Annotated in this window: 24 protein-coding genes and 1 pseudogene; 23 read left to right on the top strand and 2 right to left on the bottom strand. The window is 29.4% G+C overall.

All coding sequences use genetic code 11. The features are described from left to right. The first annotated feature begins 196 nt into the window (after window positions 1-196). The 22 genes and pseudogenes from BUB83_RS02300 to BUB83_RS02200 all read left to right on the top strand — a co-directional run. Entirely contained in the window at window positions 197-424 is a 228-nt protein-coding gene (locus BUB83_RS02300) for a DUF1659 domain-containing protein (RefSeq protein WP_073336621.1), read from the top strand. A gap of 135 nt (window positions 425-559) precedes the next feature. After that, window positions 560-781 carry a DUF2922 domain-containing protein gene (locus tag BUB83_RS02295; protein WP_073336619.1) on the top strand — a complete coding sequence of 74 codons (222 nt, stop codon included), beginning with the start codon at window positions 560-562 and terminating at the stop codon, window positions 779-781. A 143-nt stretch (window positions 782-924) separates the two neighbouring features. Then, entirely contained in the window at window positions 925-1,608 is a 684-nt protein-coding gene (locus BUB83_RS02290) for a peptidoglycan recognition protein family protein (RefSeq protein ID WP_073336617.1), read from the top strand. A 103-nt stretch (window positions 1,609-1,711) separates the two neighbouring features. Further along, the gene (locus tag BUB83_RS02285; RefSeq protein ID WP_073337061.1) at window positions 1,712-2,035 is read left to right on the top strand and encodes a nucleotidyltransferase domain-containing protein; all 324 of its coding nucleotides are present in this window, start codon (window positions 1,712-1,714) and stop codon (window positions 2,033-2,035) included. Continuing rightward, window positions 2,028-2,411 carry a HEPN domain-containing protein gene (locus BUB83_RS02280; RefSeq protein WP_073336615.1) on the top strand — a complete coding sequence of 128 codons (384 nt, stop codon included), beginning with the start codon at window positions 2,028-2,030 and terminating at the stop codon, window positions 2,409-2,411. Before BUB83_RS02285 ends, BUB83_RS02280 begins: the two co-directional genes overlap by 8 nt. A gap of 6 nt (window positions 2,412-2,417) precedes the next feature. After that, the gene (locus BUB83_RS21805) at window positions 2,418-2,570 is read left to right on the top strand and encodes a hypothetical protein (protein ID WP_159434033.1); all 153 of its coding nucleotides are present in this window, start codon (window positions 2,418-2,420) and stop codon (window positions 2,568-2,570) included. A 252-nt stretch (window positions 2,571-2,822) separates the two neighbouring features. Further along, window positions 2,823-3,029: a hypothetical protein gene (locus BUB83_RS02275; RefSeq protein WP_073336613.1), complete on the top strand. Its 207-nt coding sequence runs from the start codon at window positions 2,823-2,825 to the stop codon at window positions 3,027-3,029. Window positions 3,030-3,420: 391 nt separating this feature from the next. Continuing rightward, the gene (gene hsdR, locus BUB83_RS02270) at window positions 3,421-5,817 is read left to right on the top strand and encodes an EcoAI/FtnUII family type I restriction enzme subunit R (protein ID WP_073336611.1); all 2,397 of its coding nucleotides are present in this window, start codon (window positions 3,421-3,423) and stop codon (window positions 5,815-5,817) included. Window positions 5,818-5,839: 22 nt separating this feature from the next. Next, window positions 5,840-7,279, top strand: coding sequence for a type I restriction-modification system subunit M (locus BUB83_RS02265; protein WP_073336609.1), 1,440 nt, complete (start codon window positions 5,840-5,842; stop codon window positions 7,277-7,279). Between the two features lie 2 nt (window positions 7,280-7,281). Continuing rightward, the gene (locus tag BUB83_RS02260; protein ID WP_073336607.1) at window positions 7,282-8,985 is read left to right on the top strand and encodes a restriction endonuclease subunit S; all 1,704 of its coding nucleotides are present in this window, start codon (window positions 7,282-7,284) and stop codon (window positions 8,983-8,985) included. Between the two features lie 105 nt (window positions 8,986-9,090). Beyond that, the gene (locus tag BUB83_RS02255; RefSeq protein WP_073336605.1) at window positions 9,091-9,864 is read left to right on the top strand and encodes an SMODS domain-containing nucleotidyltransferase; all 774 of its coding nucleotides are present in this window, start codon (window positions 9,091-9,093) and stop codon (window positions 9,862-9,864) included. Window positions 9,865-9,866: 2 nt separating this feature from the next. Beyond that, complete coding sequence (locus tag BUB83_RS02250) at window positions 9,867-10,622, top strand: hypothetical protein (RefSeq protein WP_073336603.1); 756 nt, start codon at window positions 9,867-9,869, stop codon at window positions 10,620-10,622. 219 nt (window positions 10,623-10,841) lie between these two features. After that, window positions 10,842-11,855 (top strand): DUF4238 domain-containing protein, encoded by a 1,014-nt coding sequence (locus BUB83_RS02245; RefSeq protein ID WP_073336601.1) that lies wholly within the window; start codon window positions 10,842-10,844, stop codon window positions 11,853-11,855. A gap of 303 nt (window positions 11,856-12,158) precedes the next feature. Beyond that, window positions 12,159-14,213 (top strand): HNH endonuclease, encoded by a 2,055-nt coding sequence (locus BUB83_RS02240; RefSeq protein WP_073336599.1) that lies wholly within the window; start codon window positions 12,159-12,161, stop codon window positions 14,211-14,213. A gap of 203 nt (window positions 14,214-14,416) precedes the next feature. After that, on the top strand, window positions 14,417-15,331 hold the full coding sequence (locus BUB83_RS02235; protein ID WP_073336597.1) for a hypothetical protein: 915 nt from the start codon (window positions 14,417-14,419) through the stop codon (window positions 15,329-15,331). Continuing rightward, entirely contained in the window at window positions 15,319-16,554 is a 1,236-nt protein-coding gene (locus BUB83_RS02230) for a hypothetical protein (RefSeq protein WP_073336595.1), read from the top strand. Before BUB83_RS02235 ends, BUB83_RS02230 begins: the two co-directional genes overlap by 13 nt. 1 nt (window position 16,555) lies before the next feature. Continuing rightward, window positions 16,556-16,867: an STAS-like domain-containing protein gene (locus tag BUB83_RS02225; RefSeq protein WP_073336593.1), complete on the top strand. Its 312-nt coding sequence runs from the start codon at window positions 16,556-16,558 to the stop codon at window positions 16,865-16,867. A 360-nt stretch (window positions 16,868-17,227) separates the two neighbouring features. Then, the gene (mutT, locus tag BUB83_RS02220; RefSeq protein WP_073336591.1) at window positions 17,228-17,614 is read left to right on the top strand and encodes an 8-oxo-dGTP diphosphatase MutT; all 387 of its coding nucleotides are present in this window, start codon (window positions 17,228-17,230) and stop codon (window positions 17,612-17,614) included. Then, on the top strand, window positions 17,611-17,796 hold the full coding sequence (locus BUB83_RS02215) for a hypothetical protein (protein ID WP_073336589.1): 186 nt from the start codon (window positions 17,611-17,613) through the stop codon (window positions 17,794-17,796). Before mutT ends, BUB83_RS02215 begins: the two co-directional genes overlap by 4 nt. A gap of 300 nt (window positions 17,797-18,096) precedes the next feature. Continuing rightward, entirely contained in the window at window positions 18,097-18,411 is a 315-nt protein-coding gene (locus tag BUB83_RS22890; protein WP_073336587.1) for a transposase, read from the top strand. A gap of 176 nt (window positions 18,412-18,587) precedes the next feature. After that, entirely contained in the window at window positions 18,588-19,073 is a 486-nt protein-coding gene (locus BUB83_RS02205; protein ID WP_073336585.1) for an AlbA family DNA-binding domain-containing protein, read from the top strand. Window positions 19,074-19,469: 396 nt separating this feature from the next. Further along, window positions 19,470-20,207: pseudogene (locus BUB83_RS02200) on the top strand (ATP-binding protein); the annotation flags it as partial. A gap of 561 nt (window positions 20,208-20,768) precedes the next feature. On the opposite strand, the gene BUB83_RS02195 reads toward BUB83_RS02200, so the two are convergent. Then, window positions 20,769-21,188, bottom strand: a complete 420-nt coding sequence (locus BUB83_RS02195; protein WP_073336581.1) for a helix-turn-helix domain-containing protein — start codon at window positions 21,186-21,188, stop codon at window positions 20,769-20,771. A gap of 82 nt (window positions 21,189-21,270) precedes the next feature. Next, on the bottom strand, window positions 21,271-21,444 hold the full coding sequence (locus BUB83_RS02190; protein WP_084133361.1) for an aspartyl-phosphate phosphatase Spo0E family protein: 174 nt from the start codon (window positions 21,442-21,444) through the stop codon (window positions 21,271-21,273). Window positions 21,445-21,682: 238 nt separating this feature from the next. On the opposite strand from BUB83_RS02190, the gene BUB83_RS02185 reads away from it, so the two are divergent. After that, the gene (locus tag BUB83_RS02185; protein WP_073336579.1) at window positions 21,683-22,300 is read left to right on the top strand and encodes a hypothetical protein; all 618 of its coding nucleotides are present in this window, start codon (window positions 21,683-21,685) and stop codon (window positions 22,298-22,300) included. Window positions 22,301-22,797: the final 497 nt, after the last annotated feature.

The following is a 22,797-nucleotide window of genomic DNA, read 5'->3' as shown; positions in this document are numbered from 1 at the left end:
CTGAAAATAGTTCTAAAGAAAAACTCTGAAAATTCAAAGATAACTTGTATATATATAGTGAATAACATTATATAAAAGAGATTGTTTAAGAATAACTTCTACTAGATTTATTTCAAAAAAAGCGAGAACATTGCATATTTTTGGAATAAAAGTAGAACTAATACTTAAGCCGACTCTTAGAGAGGGGGAATTTAACATGGCAGTTATGGTGACACCAATTAAGAGTGATTTGACCATCAGAGTCATCTCAGGTTTAGATGATGAAGGAAAAGATGTGCTTCAAACAAAGAGTTTCTCTAAAGTTAAGGTGGATGCAGTGGATCAAGATGTGTTTGACGTTGCAAATGCTATTGCAGCAGTACTTTTAAGTCCAGTTTTTGACATTAAGAGAGTTAATGCTGAATTACTTGAAGAAGGTATTTAGTTATGTAGGGGCGGGTTTCCATGCCCGCCCGATGTACCAGCAATGTTGTAGCAATAACGGGGCGGCATGGAAACCGCCCCCTACAATAAACCAAAACATAAAAATAAATTTTTAAAAAAATAGGAGGTTATTAAAATGAAAAAATTAATTATGAAATTCAAAGATGCAGCAGGAGCTACAAAATCTATGACTATTACAGATGTTAAGGATGGGTTAACTCAAGCAAGTGCAGAAGCACTGATGGATGTAATAATCACAAAGAATGTTTTTGCTCTTGGACCAGATAACTTAACATTAAAAGAAGCTGCTTCAATTGTTGAAACAACTGAAACTGAATTATTTGACATTGAAGCGTAGTTAGAAAAGCTCTTGCCTTTGGCAGAGCTTTTTTTCAATATTGCGACAAAATCATTCAATCGTAGGGGTCGGTTTCCACGCCGACCCGCTATATTGCAATAAAAATTAACTATAAAAATAAATTTGGGAGGAAGAATAAAAATATGAATATTATTGATAGAGATTTAAAATTTATGAGTGATATGAGCCATGGTAATAAAGCAAATAATATAGTGCTACATCATGCAGCAAGTTCTAATTGCTCTATAGAAGAAATACATTACTGGCACTTACAAAAAGGTTGGTCCGGTTGCGGGTATCATTTTTTTGTTAGAAAAGATGGGTCTATTTATAAAGGTAGAGAAGAAAATATAGTAGGGTCTCATTGTAAGAATCATAACACTAATTCTATTGGGATTTGTGCTGAAGGGGATTATAGTAAGGAAGAAATGCCAGGTATTCAAAAAGAAGCTATTGTAGAGGTATGTGAGTACTTGATGGGGAAATATGAAATAGAAAATATTTATGGCCATAAGGAGTTAGGGGTAACAGAATGTCCAGGTGGCAATTATCCGCTTGCAGAGATTAAAGAAAAAGTTAAGGATAATGTTAAATTGGGTAGTTCTTATCCTGGGTATTTGATTAAGAAAGATAGTCATAAGTTTGATTGGAATGTGGTTAAGATTCAAAGGCATTTAGTTGAACTTGGATATGATGTTGGAGCTTGTGGAGCGGATGGATATTTTGGTGGGGATACTGAAAAAGCTGTAAGGGAGTTTCAAGGGGATGTTGGGATTGATGTGGATGGAGTTGTTGGTAAGATTAGTTGGGGTAAGTTGTTTGGTTAAAGATTTATGATGAAAATACAAATAAAAATAGAGTGATTATTAGTCTTGATTATAGTGTATAATATAAGTAAAGGAATATAGTGGAGATAGGTAGGTGAAATTTATGCCATATAATGTGAAGATTGAGTTAGATAATTTATTAAAAGAAATAAATCAAGTTTCAGATGTAAATTCTATTTATCTGTTTGGATCTTATGCCTATGGAAATCCTAATGAAGATAGTGATTTAGACATATGTGTAGTAACCGACGATAAAAGCAAAAGAAAAATTGAAATCATGAAATTAATAAGAAAATCGATATCTAAAGTGGCGACTATGCCAGTTGATTTATTAGTTTATTATAGTGATGAATTTAATGAAAGAGCTAAATCGGAATGCACTATGGAACATGAAATTTTACTTCAGGGAGTTAAACTTTATGGATAACAAAGAGATAGCTAAAGAATGGTTTGAATTTGCAAAAAGAGATTTAGAGTCAGCTAAGTTTTTAATGAGTATGTATCCAAAGCCATTAGAAATTATATGCTATCATTGTGAACAAAGTGCTGAGAAATATATAAAAGGGTATCTTATTGCAATTGGAAACAAAGTTGAAAGGACTCATGATTTAGTGTTGCTTAATTCTAAATGTAGAGATATAAACTGTAGTTTTAATGATATTGAAGATGATTGCATTGAGCTTGTTCCATATGGAGTGCAAGTTAGATATCCATATCAGTTGGAAGTAAATGAAGATGATGTGAAGAGTGCTATTAGTAGTGCAGAAAGAATAGAAAAATTCATACAAAAAATATTGGGGTAGTCAATTATGACTACCTTTAATTTTGTTTGTTTTATGGGTACCTATAAAGGAGAGGCTTATTGTGGGTATTTGATTAAAAGAAATAGTGGAAAGTTTTATTGCAATGTGGTTAAGATTCAGCAGCGTTTAGTGGAGATTGGGTATGATTTTGGAATTTGAGGAGCAGATGGATATTTATGAGGTGTCAATTAGAATATTTAAAAATATAAAATTAAAAACATGCTTGTAAGTATAATTTTTTTGTATTGCAATACAATTGTAAAGGCGAATTTTTGCAAGTATAATCAGTAGAAATGTTAATGTAGATGAAAGAGATTTGAGAATTGCTTCTGCAATATATCAGGTCTCTATTTTTATAAGAATGTTTTAGAAAGTTTAATAAAATATGGGATTTGTGTTATAATTAATACGATGATGGGTAAAATTGTTGATGGAAGAACACAGTATGTTAAGCAATACAAAGATGGAACTGAAGTAGAAAATTTTCTTAATAAAATGGTAAATTTATTTGATGGTAAATCTAAAAAAACTATAATAGGAATTAGAAAAGATTTTAAGATAACAAAAATAACTATGAATAATAGAAAAACTAAAAGAGTCACAAGAAAAGTAATATAAAAAAATATTACTTAGTTATTAAATCAATTTCTGTATTGATGTTACATTTTAATTTATACGTTGAGGCTAACAGGGATAGTAGTACAAAACTCCATTCCATGTGTAAGTTTATATCTAGGGCTACTCATTATTTTCGTAATTAGTTATTGTTTGCAAGTTTTGAAGCTGTCAGTTCAAAACAAGGGAGGAATGGTGCCTATGACTAAAATACAATTATTTGTTATTTCAATAATTGAAACTGTTTATTGCCTAGGAATAAATTTTGTGGCTGGAGCTCTACTAGCCTGAGTGTATAAATTGTGAAGAAACATTTTGATTAAATAAGGGGAAGACAAGAAAATAGCAAGATTATTACAATAAAAATTAAAAAGCCTTAATTTAAGGGGGATATATGAATAAGAAAGAATTAAGTGAAAGAGATATTATAACTAAATATATATTACCTGCTATAGAAGAAGCAGGATGGAACAAACAAAAGCAGATAAGAGAAGAAGTTAATTTTACTGATGGTAGAATTATTGTTCGAAAGAAATTAGTTACTAGGGGGAAAAGGAAAAGGGCGGATATTGTACTTTATTATAAAAATAATATACCAATAGCAGTTATAGAAGCTAAGGATAATAAACACTCAATAGAAGCTGGAATGCAGCAAGGTTTGAACTATGGGGAAATTTTAGATATTCAATTTGTATACTCTTCTAATGGGGATGGCTTTATAGAACATGATAGAACAATTACAGAAGGTCAAATAGAGAAAGAGCTATCATTAGATCAATTCCCATCACCAGATGAATTGTGGAGAAGATATAAAGATTTTAAAGGTATTAATGAAGAAGAAGAAAAAGCAATAACCCATAATTACTATTACGACCAAGATTCTTTTGAACCTAGGTATTATCAAAGGATAGCAATTAACAGAACTGTAGAGGCAATAGTGAAAGGTAATGACAGAATATTATTAGTTATGGCAACGGGAACTGGAAAAACGTTTACAGCATTTCAAATAGTTTACAGATTATTTAAAGCGGCACAGAAGAAAAGAATTTTATACTTAGCAGATAGAAATATCTTAATAGATCAAACTATAACAGGTGACTTTAAACCTTTAATGGAAAATATCAATAAAATCAAAAAAAGAAATGCAGATAAATCTAGGGAAGTTCAATTTGCTTTATATCAATCATTGACCGGGGACACAGAAGATAAAAAAATATATAAAAAATATAGTCCTGATTATTTTGATTTGATAATAATAGATGAGTGTCATAGAGGTAGTGCTAAAGATGATTCTGCTTGGAGGGAGATATTAGAATATTTTAGTTCAGCAACTCAAATAGGGTTAACAGCAACGCCAAAGGAAACAAAAGCGGTTTCTAATCTAGATTATTTTGGAGAAGCTATATTCACTTATTCATTAAAGCAAGGTATAGAAGATGGATTTTTAGCTCCTTATAAAGTTGTAAGGGTTGGTATTGATAGAGATTTAGAGGGATATAGACCGGAAAAGGGTAAAAGAGATAAATATGGATATGAATTAGAGGATAGAATTTATAATAAAAAAGATTTTGACAGAAAATTAGTATTAGAGAAAAGAACAGAATTAGTGGCCAAGTATCTATCAGATTATTTGAAAGTTAATAAAAAGAGAATGGCTAAAACAATTTTCTTTTGTACAGATATAGATCATGCTGATAGAATGAGAAAGGCACTTATTAATGAAAATGCAGATTTATATGCTATAAATAGTAAATATGTTATGAAGATAACCGGAGATGATGATGAGGGAAAAGCTGAATTAGAAAACTTTATAATACCAGCTGAAAAATATCCAACTTTAGTGACTACCTCAAAATTATTAACCACAGGGGTGGATTGCAAGACCTGTGAGTTTATAGTTATAGATTCGGAAATAAATTCAATGATTGAGTTTAAACAGATAATTGGTCGTGGGACAAGGATTAGAGAAGATTACGGAAAAATGTATTTTACAATAATAGATTTTAGAGATGTATCAAGATTGTTTGCAGATAAGGATTTCGATGGAGATCCTGTTAAAATTATCGAAACAGGTGGAGGAGACGATATTCCTAATGAAGAAGAGGAAGAAGAAGGAGATAATGTGCAAGCAGGGGGTAATGGAGAAATTGATGAAAACCCTGAAGGTTATACAACCAATGATGGAACAGGCCAGATAGATATGGATGATGATCCAGGACAGCCAAGGGCAAAATACTATGTTAATGATGTAGAAGTTAGAGTTATTAATGATAGGGTGCAATATTATGGTGCAGATGGTAAACTAATAACTGAATCTTTAAAGGATTATACTAGAAAGAATATAAGAAAAGAGTTTTCTAATCTAGATGAATTCTTACGAAAATGGAATGAAACTGATAAGAAAGAGGAATTAAGAAAACACTTAGAAGAGGAAGGTATATTTCTTAGTGATATTGAGGATGAAGTTGGCAAAGATTTAGATGCCTTTGATCTTATTTGTCATATTGCTTTCGATATGCCACCACTAACAAGAAAAGAAAGAGCAAACAATGTTAAAAAGAAAAATTATTTTGCTAAATATGGAGAACAAGCAATGGCGGTATTAACTACATTACTTGAGAAGTATGAGAATGAAGGGGTAGAAGATATTGAAAGCATTAAAGTTTTGAAACTGCCTGAATTTAAAAAGTTTGGTTCTCAACTAGAAATAGTGAAAAAAGTATTTGGCGGTAAGAAAAAGTATGAATCAGCGGTTAAAGAACTTATTAATGAATTATATACAATAGCATAAGAGGAGAAGGGAGACAAAAGAGATGTCAGTAAATAACGTAGTTAAGTCTGTTCAAGACATAATGAGGCAAGATGCAGGGGTAGATGGTGATGCACAAAGAATATCCCAATTAGTATGGATGATATTTTTAAAGGTTTTTGATGCTAAAGAGCAAGAGTGGGAATTAGATGGTGATGATTATACTTCTGTAGTTCCAGAAAAATTAAGGTGGAGTGAATGGGCAGAAGATGATGAGGGAATGACTGGAGATGAACTTTTAGACTTTATTAATAATGAATTATTTAAAGAACTAAAAGAAATGGAACTTGAAGTAGATAGTGATCCAAAATCATTCTTAGTAAAAGCAGTATTTGAAGACTCTTATAATTATATGAAGTCTGGGGCTTTAATCAGACAGGTAATAAATAAATTAAATGAAATTGATTTTACAGCTAGTGAAGATAGACATTTGTTTAATGATATATATGAAAATATATTAAAAGACCTACAAAGTGCAGGGAATTCAGGGGAATTCTACACACCAAGACCAGTAACTCAGTTTATTATAGAAATGCTAAATCCACAATTAGGGGATAAAGTAGCTGACTTTGCTTGTGGTACAGGTGGATTTTTAACTTGTTCAATAGAGCATTTAAAGAAACAAGAAAAGAATGTTGAAGATATTAAAACATTAGGTGAAACAATTATTGGGGTAGAGAAAAAGCCATTACCTCATTTACTTGCCACAACAAATTTAATACTTCATGACATAGATGTACCTAAAATAAAACATGATAATTCACTTATGAAAAATGTAAGAGATTTAAACCCATCAGATTTAGTGGATATTATAGCAATGAATCCTCCTTTTGGTGGAATAGAGGAAGATGCAGTACTTACAAATTTCCCAAAACAATTTCAAACAAAAGAAACAGCGGATTTATTTATGACCCTTATGATGTATAGATTAAGTGAGAAGGGTAAAGCAGGGGTTGTATTACCTGATGGATTCTTATTTGGAGAAGGTGTTAAAACAAAGATAAAAGAAAAACTTTTAGAAGAATTTAATCTACATACCATAGTAAGAATGCCTAATGGAGTTTTTGCGCCTTATACAGGAATAAACACAAATCTATTATTCTTTGAAAAAGGCAAATCCACAGAAGAAGTTTGGTTCTTTGAACATCCATTACCAGAAGGATATAAAAATTATACTAAAACTAAACCTATAAGAATTGAAGAATTTGAGCTGGAAAAAGAATGGTGGAACAATAGAGTTGAAAGTGAATATGCTTGGAAAGTTTCTACTGAAGAGATTAAGAAAAGAAATTATAATTTAGATTTTAAAAATCCTAATAAAGAAGTAGAAGATTTAGGAGATCCAAAAGCTTTATTAGAAAAGTATCAAAAAGCAACTGAAGCGGTAAATAAATTACAAGATAGTTTGATAGAAGAACTAAAGAAAATATTAGAGGTTAAGTAATTATGGATATGTTATTAGAGCAATTTAAAACTATATTTGATAGACCGGAGAAAGTTAAAAAGTTAAGAGAGTATATACTTCAATTAGCGGTAAGAGGAAAGTTAGTAGAGCAAGATGTAAATGATGAGCCAGCAAGTGTTCTTTTGGAGAAGATAAAAGAGGAGAAGGAAAGACTTGTTAAGGAGAAGAAGATAAAGAAAGAGAAGGAATTGCCTGAGATTGGTGAGGATGAAGTGCCTTATGAGTTGCCTGAGGGATGGGAATGGGTGAGATTAGGTAGCCTAGGTATTACCCAGACAGGTACAACACCATCTACAAAAAATAATGAGTACTTCAATGGCAAAACTCCATTTATAAAGCCAGGTGATATAAGTCATAAAGGAATAAATTTTAATAATGAAAGTTTAACAGAATTAGGATTAACAAAGGGTAGGTTAATAAATAAAAATTCAGTATTAATGGTTTGTATAGGGGGATCTATTGGAAAAAACTATTTTGCTGAAAGAGAATGTAGTTGTAACCAACAAATAAATTCAATAACTGGTTTGGGTACTATTGAATGTAAGTTTTTATATTATTTTTTATCATCTATTGAGTTTTATAATCAAATACTATTAAATGCTACAGGATCAGCAACACCAATAATAAATAAAAGTAAATGGGAAAATCTATCAATTCAATTACCACCACTAAACGAACAAAAAAGAATAGTAGAAAAAGTAGATTCTTTAATGGATCTTTGTGATAAATTAGAAGCCTATCTTGAAAAGAAAGTTAAATATGGAGCTTTAAGTTCAAAGTCTATATTTAATAGTATTGGTAATTGCAAATCATCAGAAGAATTAGAAGAGGTTTTGAAGTTTATAATTACGAACTTTAAAGAGCTAACCCTAGGTGATGATGCAGTTAAGGAATTAAAAAATGGCATTCTTCAATTAGCAGTACAAGGTAAACTTGTGCCTCAAGAAAAAAATGATGAACCAGCCAGTGTTCTTTTGAAGAAGATAAAAGAGGAAAAGGATAGGCTTGTTAAGGAGAAGAAGATAAAGAAAGAGAAAGAATTACCTGAGATTGGTGAGGATGAGAAGAATTATTTTATACCTGAGAACTGGCAATATATAAGATTAGGGGATTTAGCTAATATAATTACTGATGGGACTCATCAAACTCCAAGGTACACTGAAGAAGGAATGATGTTTTTATCAGCTCAAAACGTTAAACCTTTTAAGTTCATGCCCAATAAATGTAGGTATGTTTCAATTGAAGATTATGAAAAATACATAAAAAATGTAAAACCAGAAGAAGGAGATATCTTGCTAACAAGAGTTGGTTCTAATATTGGAGAAGCAACAGTTATAGATCAAGAATTAGACTTTGCAATATATGTAAGTTTATGTTTAATTAAATTCAACAAACTATATATGGATTCAAAATATGTATGCTTATGGTTAAATTCCCCTGATGGAACGAATAAATCGATATCAAATATCTTAGGAAGAGGAACATCTCAAGGTAACTTAAATTTAACTTTAATAAGAAATTTTATAATTCCTATTCCACCACTAAATGAACAAAAACAGATAATAGAAAAAGTAGATTCATTAATGGCATTATGTGATGAACTTGAAAAAAGAATTGAGCAATCTAAAAAGAATAGTGAACTTTTGATGGAATCTGTTTTACAGGAAGCATTTAATATTAATTAGTAGAGAAGTATAGAGAAGTAAAATAAAATTATTTAAGTCCAAAACCTATTGTTCATTGTGGTTTTGGGCTTGAATTAATCGATATTATTTAAAAGGAGAAAAAATATGTCAATAAATAGTTATTTACATGATTTAGGAAGTTCACTCGTCTTGAATTCCAATGAAAAGAGTAGTATAACAACCTCCATTAATGCGCTTAAAACAAGATTAACTTCATATTTTGGAGAGGATGTTATTGATAAAATAATTTTTGGCTCATATACGCGCGAAACAATTTTACCCAGAAAAGCAGATGAAAATTCAGATATTGATTTGATGGTAGTTTTTAAGAATCCATATTCTTATAAGCCGCAATCATTTTTAAACCGTTTAAAGAGTTTTGCGGAGGCGAAATATAGTACTTCAGAGATTTATCAATCTAGCCCCACTATAGTACTAGAATTAAATCACATTAAGTTTGAGTTAGTCCCAGCTTATAATTTTTATAGTTTGTACTATATTCCAAAGAATAGTAGTGAGTGGATGTATACAAATCCTAATGATTTTAACAACAAACTTGTTGAGTGTAATAAAAATAATACTTATAAGATAAAACCAGTCATACGGTTATTGAAACACTGGAATATTCAAAAGAATTCTCGTGGTTTATCATCATTTGAATTAGAAAGCAAGATTGCTTATGAAATGACATATTCCTACATAAACTGTACAAGCTATACTGATTATTTAAAAAGTGCATTAGGTAAATTAAGAACATATTCAAATGCTACTAAAATAGATAATGCAGTTGCAAAGATTAACGAAGCGTTGCGGAATGAAAATGATGGATATCCGTATACAGCGTTGAGTAAAATAAAGGAAGTATTTCCGGAGGTGTAATTATGGCGAGACGAGATGATGTTAATTCCCTTTATTACTTGCCAAATAAAATTTCATATGTACTACAGAAAGTTTTTTGGATTAATGTAGCAGCTTCAGTATTCACTTGGTTTATTAAAAATGAAATTTTCCTTGAAGTTCTATTTGTACTGCAAATTATTTTATCAATTACGTATGTTGTGGCTAATATTATTGATGATAATTTCTTCTGGTATCGTGCAGAAAAGACAAGAAGGCAAGCTTCTATAGAGAACGCATTTGGAATTGACTTTACTGAATATAAAACTAAAAAATATTATAATAATAATTTTCCCAAGAATGCAGATAAGTTTTCAGTTAATGCTTTTGAAAGCATTTTGCATAGCAAAACTACTGCAGGATTAATGCTCCTAAGTAAAGGAATAAAAACGGCTATAGCATGTATTGTATTTCTATGTGCATGTCTTGTTTATAAGAAATACGGGGTATTACTTATTATTTCCCAAACTGTGTTTTCTTCATACTTTCTAGAAGAATTTATAAAACTTTTATTATTCAAACTACGTTTAGACAAGCTCTACGAGGATCTCTATAGACAACTAATTACTGTAGGAATAAAAGATGAAAAACAGAAAGCATTGATACTTGCTTATGCTATAGAATATGAAGCAATCAAAGCACACTATAAGGTAAGATTATCAGAAAAAATATTTTTTAAACATAACTCTAATACAAGTATTATTTGGAATGAGATATGTGAAAAAATAAAAATAGAATAGGTTTATTTAAGATAAGTTAGATAAGAGGAAAATATTTATAATATTTATTTCTCGGTTAGTGGTGATACCATGATAGAGTTTTTTTGTTGGATATAGTGAATATTGTTATTATTGAATAAGTTTAAGTAAAAATGAATTTAAATGTATAAATAATAAAATACAGATATATCCTATAGAGGTATATACGACAATACGCTAGGAGGAAAGGGTGATGATTGAATGAGTAATTTAGTGAAAAATCAACATTATGTACCTCAAAGATATTTAAAGTATTTTGCAAATAATATTATAAAAAAGGGCAAAACGATAGCTCGCTTAAATATTTTTGATAAAGAAAAGGCACAAATTAGATATAATCAAAATGTTGAATCAATTGCATCTGAAAGGTTTTTCTATGATGTAAATTTTGAAACGCTTATAAAAGAAGCTGAAGAAGAAGAGATTGACATAGAACAAGAGTATATAGATCTTGTTAATCATGTAGATAAACAAACTATTGAACATACTTTTGCTACAAAAGTGGAAACGACAATGTTTAACCCGATAGCAGAAATTGTAACGTCATATATAATGTTAAAAAAGGAAGCTTATCTTTATACATCAGTTATTCATGAATCTAAAAAGCCTACAATAGCATATTACTTGTCTTTACAATTAATAAGGACAAAAGAGTTTCGAGAAAAACTTATTCAAATACATGAAAAAGTACCTTCTCTTCTGATTCGTAAAAACCTATCTGGAGAAATCGAAGAAGAACTTTTAAATAATGTTAAATTCAAACTCAAAAAAAGCAGAATCAATATGTATCATAATCAGGCATTATTAGATACAGAAAGAATTCAAGAATATTCTATGTGTTTTTTAAATCATATATGGTTTATTGCTGTAAATGAAACGCCTATTAGTTTTTGCACTTCTGATAATCCTTTAGTTTTATATGGTCATTTAGGTGAAAATGGAATCAAAAGTAAAGGTGTAGAAATTGTTTTTCCAATAAGTTCAAAACTAGCTTTAATTATGAGAGAACTTGAATATTTTAATAATGATATTTATCTAAATAATAAGTTTGTAGATGTTGATGAGTCATTTGTTTTATATTGTAATTCACTTCAAGTACATCAATCGTACAGGTGTATTTTTTCAAACAATAAAGATTTTGTTTTTGCAAAAAAGATAATAGAAGAAAATCCTAAACTTAAAAATACGAAAAGGGATAGATTTTTAATATGTTAATGTAGTAGTATTATTGGCAAAAAAAATCACTTACTCTTTTTATAGCCGTCAAGCTAAGAGGTATAATAATCAACTTTTTAGGTATACTTTTATAGAAATTTAAAATAAGAAACAAAAAGTACTCATTTAATTTCCAATTTTGGTTGCTATAAATGAACTCAAAGTAATTAAGAATAAAACTCAACAAAGAATAAATGAAAAAAGAAGTGGTGCCTGAGTAAGAAGTAGATAAAAAGGTATTTGATAAAGCATATAATTGCATTGAATACTATTATTAAAACATAGTTGGATCAGGAGGTCGATATGGTAGATTGGATTACTTCTTGTAATATAAATGAATATGATGTAGATGGTGCATTTAAAAAGTTAGAGAAGCTGAACTGGAAGCAGAGTACCAATATAGAAGTAGGTGATACAGTATATATTTATGTTGGCGCTCCTGTCCAGGCTATTAGATATAAGTGTTTAGCCACTAAGGTTAATCTAGAAGAAACAGAAATAGTAGATTTAGAATTTGTTATCGATAGTTCTAATTATGTAAAGCATGGACGTTACATGGAACTGCAGTTAATTGAAACTTATAAAAATCCACTATTAAATAGGAATTTGCTAATGGAAAATGGGCTTAAGTCTGTTCAAGGACCATCAAGAGTGAATGAGGAATTGGCTGCTTATATTTTGGCATCTACAGAAAGTATAGGAAGCTCAAAGATAAGAAAAGTAAATCCAACCGTTAGCCCTGTACCTGAAGACTCTGAGATAGAAGTTTTGTTATCAGGACGGTTAGATGAGGTTATAGATGTTTTGATTAAGCAGTTTATTCAAAACATACCAAAGGTACAATCAAATGAGCAGGAATTAGAAGTATTAAGGGTCAAGTTTGTTGAGGATTATAAGATACAAAGTATTATTAATATGAAAAAGGAAAATTACGTTGTTGGTCTTGGACGCAAAGATACCTTTTGTTATAGAATTGAAAATGAGTTACAAGGGCTTGGTAATATACATGGAGCGCCTTCTACTAAGTTCGGATTATATTATGGAAAAAGTGGTGAAGATACTGAAGAAAAGTATCGTAACACTAAGAAATATGGAGACGATCCAGAGCGAGCATTTGAGAAGATTAAAGAAGAAATTGTTATGCTATTAATAGCAGGACAAAATAAGGACTTTAATGCAATTAGATCATCTGTTTTACCACCATTATTTAGAGGTAAGATTCTAGCTATATACTTTCCAGAAGATTATCTATGTATATTTTCAGATGATCATTTGGAGTATTTTATGATGAAGCTTGGAATTGATATGAATTTAGAAGATGATACTATTGATAAACAATGTAAACTTCTTGAATGGAAAGCCTCTAGACATGAGTTAAAAGACTGGAATACACATTTATTCAGTAATTTTTTATATACGTCTTTTGGAAGGCCCTTTGAAGAAAATAAAAAATTGAAAGATTTGCAGGATGAAAGAGACAAAAATTATCCACGTGATTATGTAAGCAAGCTAGGGATCAATGTAAGTATGTGGAAAGATTTGATACAGAAGCCTAATGTTTTCACTGAAGCGGATGTTGCTTTTATGAAAAGACTTTATGTGGCTGATAATCATGCAGCTACATGTAATGACCTTGGAATTCAAGATGGTGTATCATCTTCATCTTATATAACGCCTGTAGTATCATTGGCAAAAAGGGTAGTAGAAGAAGCAAATATTCAACCAATCTATGGTACTGATGGGAAACGGACCTGGTGGAGAATCCTTTTCTGGGGTTCCTATAAAGAAGATGGACATTTTGAGTGGAAACTGCGTCCGAAGTTAGCTAAAGCATTAGCTTCTATTTATCCGGAATTGGATAATATACGAAATGTTGAAATAGAGGAACAAGAAGATTATAATCTGGTGGAAGAATTAAAACAGGCAAGTTTAAGTGGTGCTGAAGGTGGATTCCAATATGCTGGTAAACCAAAGAAGAAGCAGCCACCTACATATACTAATGGTCATAGAACCTATCCAAGGGATAGGCAGACAGCTATAAATGCTTTGACCCACGCTCATTATGAGTGTGAAATTGATATTGACCACCCAAGTTTTATTCGTAAAAAATCGGATAAGAAATATACAGAACCACATCATTTAGTTCCTATGGCATATTCAGATAAATTTGATGTTTGTTTAGATGTAGAGGAAAACATAGTATCTTTGTGTAGCAATTGTCACAATCAGATTCATTATGGGAGAGATGCAAAGGACCTATTAGAACAGCTTTATGAAGAAAGAAAACTTGCATTAAAAAGCGTGGGTATCGTTATTACACTAGAGCAGTTAATTTCTATGTATAGTGTAGTATTCTAAGCTATTATTTTAAGTTGCAAAAACTGTTCTGGTTTTTGTAAGGAACTAGATGATTTGCAAAAATTTCAAATAGAATGAAGAATATTTGTTGCTTTGAGAAGATTTGGAAGGGTGTTACTCTTAGTTTGCAGAAATTGAAGAAGATAAGAGATATATTGACTAGGATGAAGTTGTAATATATAAATATTTTATAGGGGGTGGACATGATTACAAAAATAAAGTATGATTTCCCCAAAAATTTTCGTAATGATAAACAGGCTATTATATTTTTGTCTAATTTGTGGTATTCATCAAAAAATAGAAGAAATACAACAATTATTTTAGATTTTAGTAGTACTAGAAGTTTTGATACTAATCTCTGTTCACCTTTGGGAATGATTTTAGAATACCTTAAAGAAAAACAAAACTTAATATATTTTAGCAAATTACAAGAATCAATCTTAAAAAAGTTGACAAACAATAATTTTCTGACTAAAATTCAAGTTGATGAAAATAGAAGCTGTATACAAACTCATATTTCATATAAATCTTTTAAAATTAATGAAAAAGAAAAATTTGAGCGATATATATGGGATGAATTAATAATATATTTAAGAAATAATGGAATTAATAATGACTGTAAAGACTTTGTAAAGGCTATAATGGAAATGTTTGTAAATATAAAGATGCATACAAACTCACGTAATACTAAAACTTGTGGATATTATTTACCTGAAAATAATGAGATTTATTTTACATTATGTAATCTTGGAGTAACAATAAAAAAGAATATTGAATTAGCGAATTCATATATTTTTGATCAAGACCATGAAGCAATTGATTGGGCTGTAAAGAAAAATAAATCAACTCGAAGTGCAGATGAATCAGGGGGACTAGGGTTTTACACAACTAGAAATTTTGTAAAAAAGTATGATGGGATAATTAATGTAATTTCAGGAAGAGGGTATTGGGAAGAATGTAACGGGCAAATAATAAGTGAAGAAATGAAGAGTGCATTTCCAGGAACCATAATTACATTTAGAATTAATTTGAATAATTTTGTTAAAGAAAAAACTTTTATTAATAAGGATACCATTGGTTTAGAAGAATTAATAGGAGGTGGACTATGGAATGCATAGTGGAGTTTTTACATGATAATTATCATAGTAAACTTAGGAATTTATGTCAAATACAAAGTGATAAATATGAAGAAGCTTTAGTTAGATATAAAGATACCTTTTTATCTGAATTAAATTTAATGAAGAGATGCAAGAAAGCTTGTAGGCGCAATGATAATAAAAAAATTGAAAATATTCATGAGTTTATTAATATGATTAATGAAGAAGAGGTATCTAATTTCTTTGATGAAATAATTAATATTTATATATGTTGGATTGATAGTAGAGGAGACCAGGCATTAGAAAATTTTATCACGCTATTAGATAAATTTCATTTATTAGATTTTCAAGTGGATATTTCCAATGAAATTTTTTTTAGAGCAAGACAGTCAAAGGGTATATTAACTCCATGGGATATGTTCCATATTCCGTTCAATAGAAGATATCTTATATCTAATCAAAGATATAGTTTAACGGGACAGCCACTAGTATATTTAGGTATGTCAGTTTTAGATGTACTTTCTGAATTGAATTCTAATTTGAATGAGTTTGAAGAAGTTAAAATTGCAACATATGTTTTTAAAGATTCATTTATGGTTTATGATTTAAGAAATGACTTTTATAAGTATATTAAACACAATCTGCTTACAGAAATAGTAGAGGATTTTACTGATGACTTTAATATGGAGTTTGAGCAATTTAAAAATGAATTTTTCAAATTCATTTTATCCTCTATATGCAGTTTTGAAAAGAGGAAAGAACTTGATAGTTTCACTTTTTGTGAAGAGTATGTTATCCCACAACTATTAGCACAAATACTTAAGAAAAAACAATTTAAAGGGGTAATTTATTCTTCTACTAAACTTAAAGAAAAGGAAAATGATGAAAAGTATAATACAAAATACAAAGATAATATAGCGGTTTTTACAAATTTTAACAAAGAACATGTATATGATAGAGAATTGTTTAATAAGTTAAAAATATCTAATCCTATTAGTTTAAATAAATCTGGAAGTATAAATGTAGGTGATGTAAAATATATATGTGATAAGATAAAATCTATTGACATAGATAAAAGAAAAAGGAAATATTATAATACTGGGTTAGAACTAGAACAGGATTTCACAAAAATCAAAATCCAAGGAAAAGAATATTTTGAACACGATATAGGTAAGTTACATCTATATTTAGTATACATATTACTTTTTGAGGTTAGAAATAAATGCTTAACTGGAGGTGAATAAATTGAATCTAAGTATTAAAGAGGTTATAAAATCAAATTCAGCTTCAGATAATGATCAGGGGAATATATTCTTTAATAAATTAAAGGGTTTATTGGAAGAACAAAACAACAAGATATATATTGATTTTCAAGGTATTGATTTAGTTACAACGGCATTTTTAAATGATGCTATAGGAAAGATTTTCCTGGATTATCCTTTTGATGAAGTTAAAGATAAAATAAAATTTAGAAATATTAGAGATAGAGATGACTTAGAAATGCTAAAGCTTGTAATAACAAATGCTATTGAAATGTTTGATAAGATTAACAAATGAAGAACTTTTCAAATGAGTAGTATGAAAATTTTGGTTTATAGTTTAGTTTTTATGATGTAAAGTAGTAAGTTTGTAGCAACAAAAATTGTTCACTTTGTTTCTGTTTTGAAAGGTAACATATGCCCTTTAAAAATTGATAATGCAACGGATAATCTCTATTACAGCTCAAAAATATCATTTAACTTAGTTACCTAAGGATAGATACAATTCTGTGTGTAATTCATAAAAGTTGATCGTTTTATTATAATTACGGTAATTATGAAATTTATTAGTAAAGTGACATAAGGTCGATATGTGGTATAATATGGGTATGCTTTTAAATAAAGCATGCCTAATTTTTATATTCTAAAGGTGGATATTATGAAGAAAGTAACAGCAGCAATCATTATAAAAAATAATTTAATCTTAATAGCTCAAAGAGGCAAAAATGAAAAATTAGCAGGCAAGTGGGAATTTCCAGGTGGGAAAATAGAAGCTAATGAAACTCCGCAGCAGTGCTTAAAAAGAGAAATTAAAGAAGAATTAGATTTAGAAATTCAAGTAGGAAAGTTCTTTGATGAAAGCATTTATACTTATCCAAATGGGAAAATAAAGTTGTTAGCTTATTTTGCTGAAATAGTTAATGGGGATATTAAATTATCCGTTCATGACGAAGTTAAGTGGGTAAGTATTAATGAAATAGAAACGTTTGATTCTGCACCAGCAGATATTCTATTAGTTCAAAAATTGAAGGGGGAAGTTCAATGAATTATTTTATGGTATTTCAAAACAAAACCTATAATGAAGAAAGACAAGGTGGATATTTATGGGCCCCTATGAAAACAAGTGCAGGCAGAGAAAAATATCATTGGTCTAATATGACTAAAATTAATGAGGGAGAGCAAGTTCGTCGGCGAAGCCTCCTTACTAGGTGCACCGGTACTGATTAACAAATTGTAAACAAAAATCCAAATAAACTATTTTTGTGTAATAAAATGTTTTAAATGCATAGTTATTTCAAAAATCAATAACAAGATCTAAGACCCTTTAGTATTTTTATAGTTGTTTAAAATTATTGAAATTGGATATAGTTTAAAGATAACTATAGAAATTAAGAAAGAGGGATAATAACATGGGTAATAAAGAAAGAGTATGGTATCCCAACACTACTCATCATATCACTGTTAGAGGGAACAGAAGAAATGATATATTCAGAGATGAAGAAGATTTTGAAATTCACCTAACACAATTTGGAAGGAAATATTAAATATTACAATAATGAATATGAAATTTTATGTTATTGTCTTATGGATAACCATGTACATCTACTTTTACATACATATAATAGACATATGAAATTTTTTATGAAGAGAATAAATAGTATTTATCCACGGTATTTTAATGATAAATATAATCTTCTAAGATACTTAATTATTTCAATGTTGATGATAAAAGGAATGAGTACAAGAGATTTGTTGAAAAAGCAATTAAATATCTTGGAAAGTCAGAAACGATTAGGAGAGGAAAAGCGTTTTCTGGAAATAGTTATTAGCTCAAGGCAGTAATATCAAGCTCAAATTAAAGGTCCCTTAAACACCCCAGAGTAAAATATTTTCCAACACCAAGCTATTTAGTAAGAAAAACTATGTAATAAAATGGTAAAAATATTTCTATTTAATAATTATATGGGGTATAATATAATTATTATAAATAACAGAGATATAAGAAAAGTGGTGATTAAATGGAAATAAATAATTATATTTTTAGAGAAGATGTTGAAATAGAATGTAAGGAAGCTAAGGGTGGACTACCTAAAGATATATGGGAAACTTATTCATCTTTTGCTAATACTAGTGGTGGAACTATATATTTAGGGGTCAAAGAAAAAAAAGGTGATTTTACAGTATCAGGTGTTGATACTGCTGAAAAAATACTAAAAGAATTTTGGGATAACCTTAATAATCCTAAAAAAATTAGTAGTAACATCTTAAATGAGAGTAATGTACAGGTTTTAGATATAGATAATAATAAAGTGATAAAAATAACAGTTCTAAAGGCGGATAGAAGGCAAAAGCCTGTATACATAGGAGAAAACCCATTTAATCAAGGAAAACACAGTGGAACATTTAGAAGAAATTATGAAGGTGATTATAAATGTTCAAATGAAGAAATAAAAAGAATGATAGCAGACCAATTAGACAGGTCACAAGATAGTTTAATCCTTTAAGGTTTTGATGTATAGGGTTTTCACTGTGAAACTTAATTTATACTTGTACAAAATCTCCATGCTTCTAGGAGTTTTGGACATGTATAAATTAACATTTGAACTGAAAACCCTATAGATGATTTAAGTGAAGAGACAATAAGTAGCTTTAGAAATAGATTAAATGCTGCAAAACCTTATCATCCATGGGTATCATTAGATAATAAAACCTTCTTATACAAATTAGGTGCATATGATAGAGATAGAAGAACAGGACAAGAGGGAGTAACTGCAGCTGGTCTTTTAATGTTTGGAGCAGTAAGAGAAGCAGTTGCTAATGCTCTTATTCATGCTGATTATAGATTACCAAGAGGAATAGTAATTTAACGCGGCAAAACATATTTTAAGTTTTCAAATCCTGGATGTCTTAGAATTACTCGTGAAGAAGCATTAAGAGGTGGAGTGAGTGATCCAAGAAATGAAACTATCTTTAAGATGTTTAATCTTTTAGGTATAGGAGAAAGAGCTGGGTCTGGACTTGAGAATATTCAATTAGCATGGAAAGAACAGGAATGGACAGTGCCGGATTTAGAAGAATCCTTTGGACCAGATAGAATAAATCTTACCTTAAGGACAGTATCTATTCTTCCCAAAGAAAGCATTCAATTTTTAAAATTAGTTTTGAAAGATGAGTATAATCAATTAAATAAAGAAGAAGTTATGGCATTAGTAACTTCACATCAAGAAGGGTACGTCACAAATAATAGACTTCAGCAATTACTTGATACACATGCATTAGATATTAATAAGATTTTATCAGCATTAGTAGATAAAAAATACTTAAAGACTGAAGGTATAGGAAGGGGAACTAAATATTATTTAACAAGTATATTTGATAATGTTGATTATATTAACGAAATTGATGATGATATAAATACAGAAGTGAGTGGTGTTGAAACTTTAGATGGATTAAATGATGATGAGGTTAAAATATTAAAATATATAATTGATAATGGATTTATAACTAATAAGATATGTAGAGAAGAGCTAGGTTTTAGGAAAACTAAGAGCATAGAATTATTTAATAAACTAATAGAGAGAAAAGTAATTAAGAGAACAGGTTCAGGGGCTAGAATAAAATATATATCAGATAATTAATTATTTAAAACGGTCGACAAGCGGTCGATATCGGTCGATAAACGGTCGATGAGACCAATATGATAGTAGCAATTTAAGCAAGGATTAATTTGTCTACTTTATTTCCAAATTAATCCAAATACCCCTAGGGCAACAAAACTTTTTATGAATTTTAATTAAATAATGAATAATAATCCCAAAAACAGAGTTATATTCATATCAATAAAAAGCAACAAAGCAGAGTAAGTTTAGGATTTGGTAAAGATAAGAATGTTAAACTATTTAATAGTTTAATAAAAAAGGAAAAGATAAGAAAAGAAGAAGTGAGTAGTAGTACAGATATTTAATGAACTAAAGTTATACTATTCATAAAGAATACGACGACTAACGATGAGAAGCCGACGAGAGCCGACGAGAGCCGACGAGAGCCGACGAGAGCCGACGAGAGCCGACGAGAGCCGACGAGAGCCGACGAAAAACAAATTAGTTGCTATAATTTTTAAAAGCAGTAGAATTTATAATCTACTGCTTTAGTTAATATAATCTTAAATTACTATTGAGTTTAAAAAAATAAGTGTTGATTTAGAAGAAATATTTATACTTATAGCTCACCAATTCTATTTGCCTCAACATATCCTTAGTAAATTCATCAAAATTTTCCACGGTAAGTTTACCGATATCATATCCAATAAAATTAGCTATAAGTGGATTTTTTAATAAAGATAAAACAGCAGTTTCAGGAGTTTTATAATTTTCTTCAAGAAAAAAATCTGTATTATTATTTTCGTTTAATCCCATCAAATAAGCAGGAGATACTTCTAAGCCTTCAGCTATTATAAGAAAATTATCCAGGGATAAATTTTTAATGTATCCTGTTTCATAGCGTTGTAAAGTTGATTTACTTATACCGGTCTTAGCAGCTAAGGTACCATAGGATAAGCCTAATTTTATACGGTGATCTTTAATCTTTTCTATAATTTCAGGATATTTCAAAAGTGACATTTGCTTATCAGCCCTTTCAATACAAATATTTGAATATTAATAAAAAACACTTATAAATTATTTTTTATAAAATGAGTACAAATCAATAAGAATAATTTTCATTATTTTGCTTATATAAAAGATACTCATATATAAGCTGGTCCAATTCTTGGCTGGCTTTTATTATTTCATCTGAAAGAAGGTTAAATGAATTTTCTTCTATTAATTTGTTTAAAAGATTTCTTTTTTTTTCTATATAAGATGAATAATAGTTCATAATAACAACCTCCCAAACTAACGTTCTTTATACCATAATACAGTAAAAATATACAAATTACAACATTAATTAGGTGGAATTTACAAAAAAAATAAGCATAAAATAATTTAAATTTAAGAAGAGAGTTAGTATTTGATCCCTGGGTTAAAAAATTGAGGGATAATAAATCATTGACAAATTAATAAAGAAACGTTATCTTTTTAATAAAGAAACGATTTATTATAAATGGAGTGATATTATGGCAAAAGTAACTAAAGCGGTACTTGAAGAAGAGATAAATCATTTACAGAATATTATTGAATTACAAACTAATGAGAATATAGCATTGCAGAAAGAAAAGGATTTGATATTAGGTGATAAAGATACAGTACCAAAAGCAGAGTTTGATGAAGTTGTTAAAGAGTTAGAAAATATTAGAATACAATACGATATATTAAAAAATCAGCATGAGGCACAGATAGAGAAGTTAGAAAATAAAGTTAAAGCATACAAAGATGGAGATAAATATTTTATTAAAAGGATAGATTTTATAATAGAGCAGAATAAAGCATTAGCCCATAGTATTGAGATAAAAAATAGGGAATTGCAAGAATGGGAAGATATGTATAGGGAATTAAAAGAAAAAATTACAGAATTAAGAGCGGATAACATAGCTCTAATTAAAAAAGAAACGGTAGTAAAGAAACATAATGAACGTGGAGCGGGTAGGAAGAGTTCTATAGAACAAATCCAAATAGATAAAATATTAGAGCTGCATAAACAAGAATTAAGTTATAGCAAGATAGGTGAGCAAGTTGGACTAAGTAAATCATACGTATTCAAATTAATTAAGAAACATAATAATACAAATAATTAGAGTATATGGAAAGGTGCTTTTGCCTTGTGATGTATATTCGATAGGGTTAGTAAATTTGTGCCAATATTTATATGTACAATGCAGCTAGTATTTTTGAATATTAATATTTGAATAATTATAAATGAAAGCAAGCGGGGCTATGATCTGTACTATATTGATATTAATAAAAGGCACAAGGAATATATATCTCATTCCACTCGCCATTGAACCGCAAAAACACGCTAATCAATGACTCTTTCCATTCGAAACATATTCATTGCAAAGATAAATCGGAAAGTTTATTTTCAATAGCTTTGTAAAAAGACACAAACCTATTGAAAATAAACAAGAGGTTGGACAAGCTACATATCCTTTAAAAATATCAAGAGATTACAGCTTATCCAACCAAAATTAAACCTCCCGCCCACCCAACAGAGAACATCATACTATATTTTTATAGTTTTTTATCCTCCGCAAATTTAAAATCAAATGAATATTATTTAACTGATTTATGATAT

The organism is Clostridium grantii DSM 8605, from assembly GCF_900129965.1.
Taxonomy (GTDB): domain Bacteria; phylum Bacillota; class Clostridia; order Clostridiales; family Clostridiaceae; genus Clostridium_AF; species Clostridium_AF grantii.
Note: the sequence above shows the minus strand (reverse complement) of the source record. Positions and strands in the feature narration are given on the sequence as shown.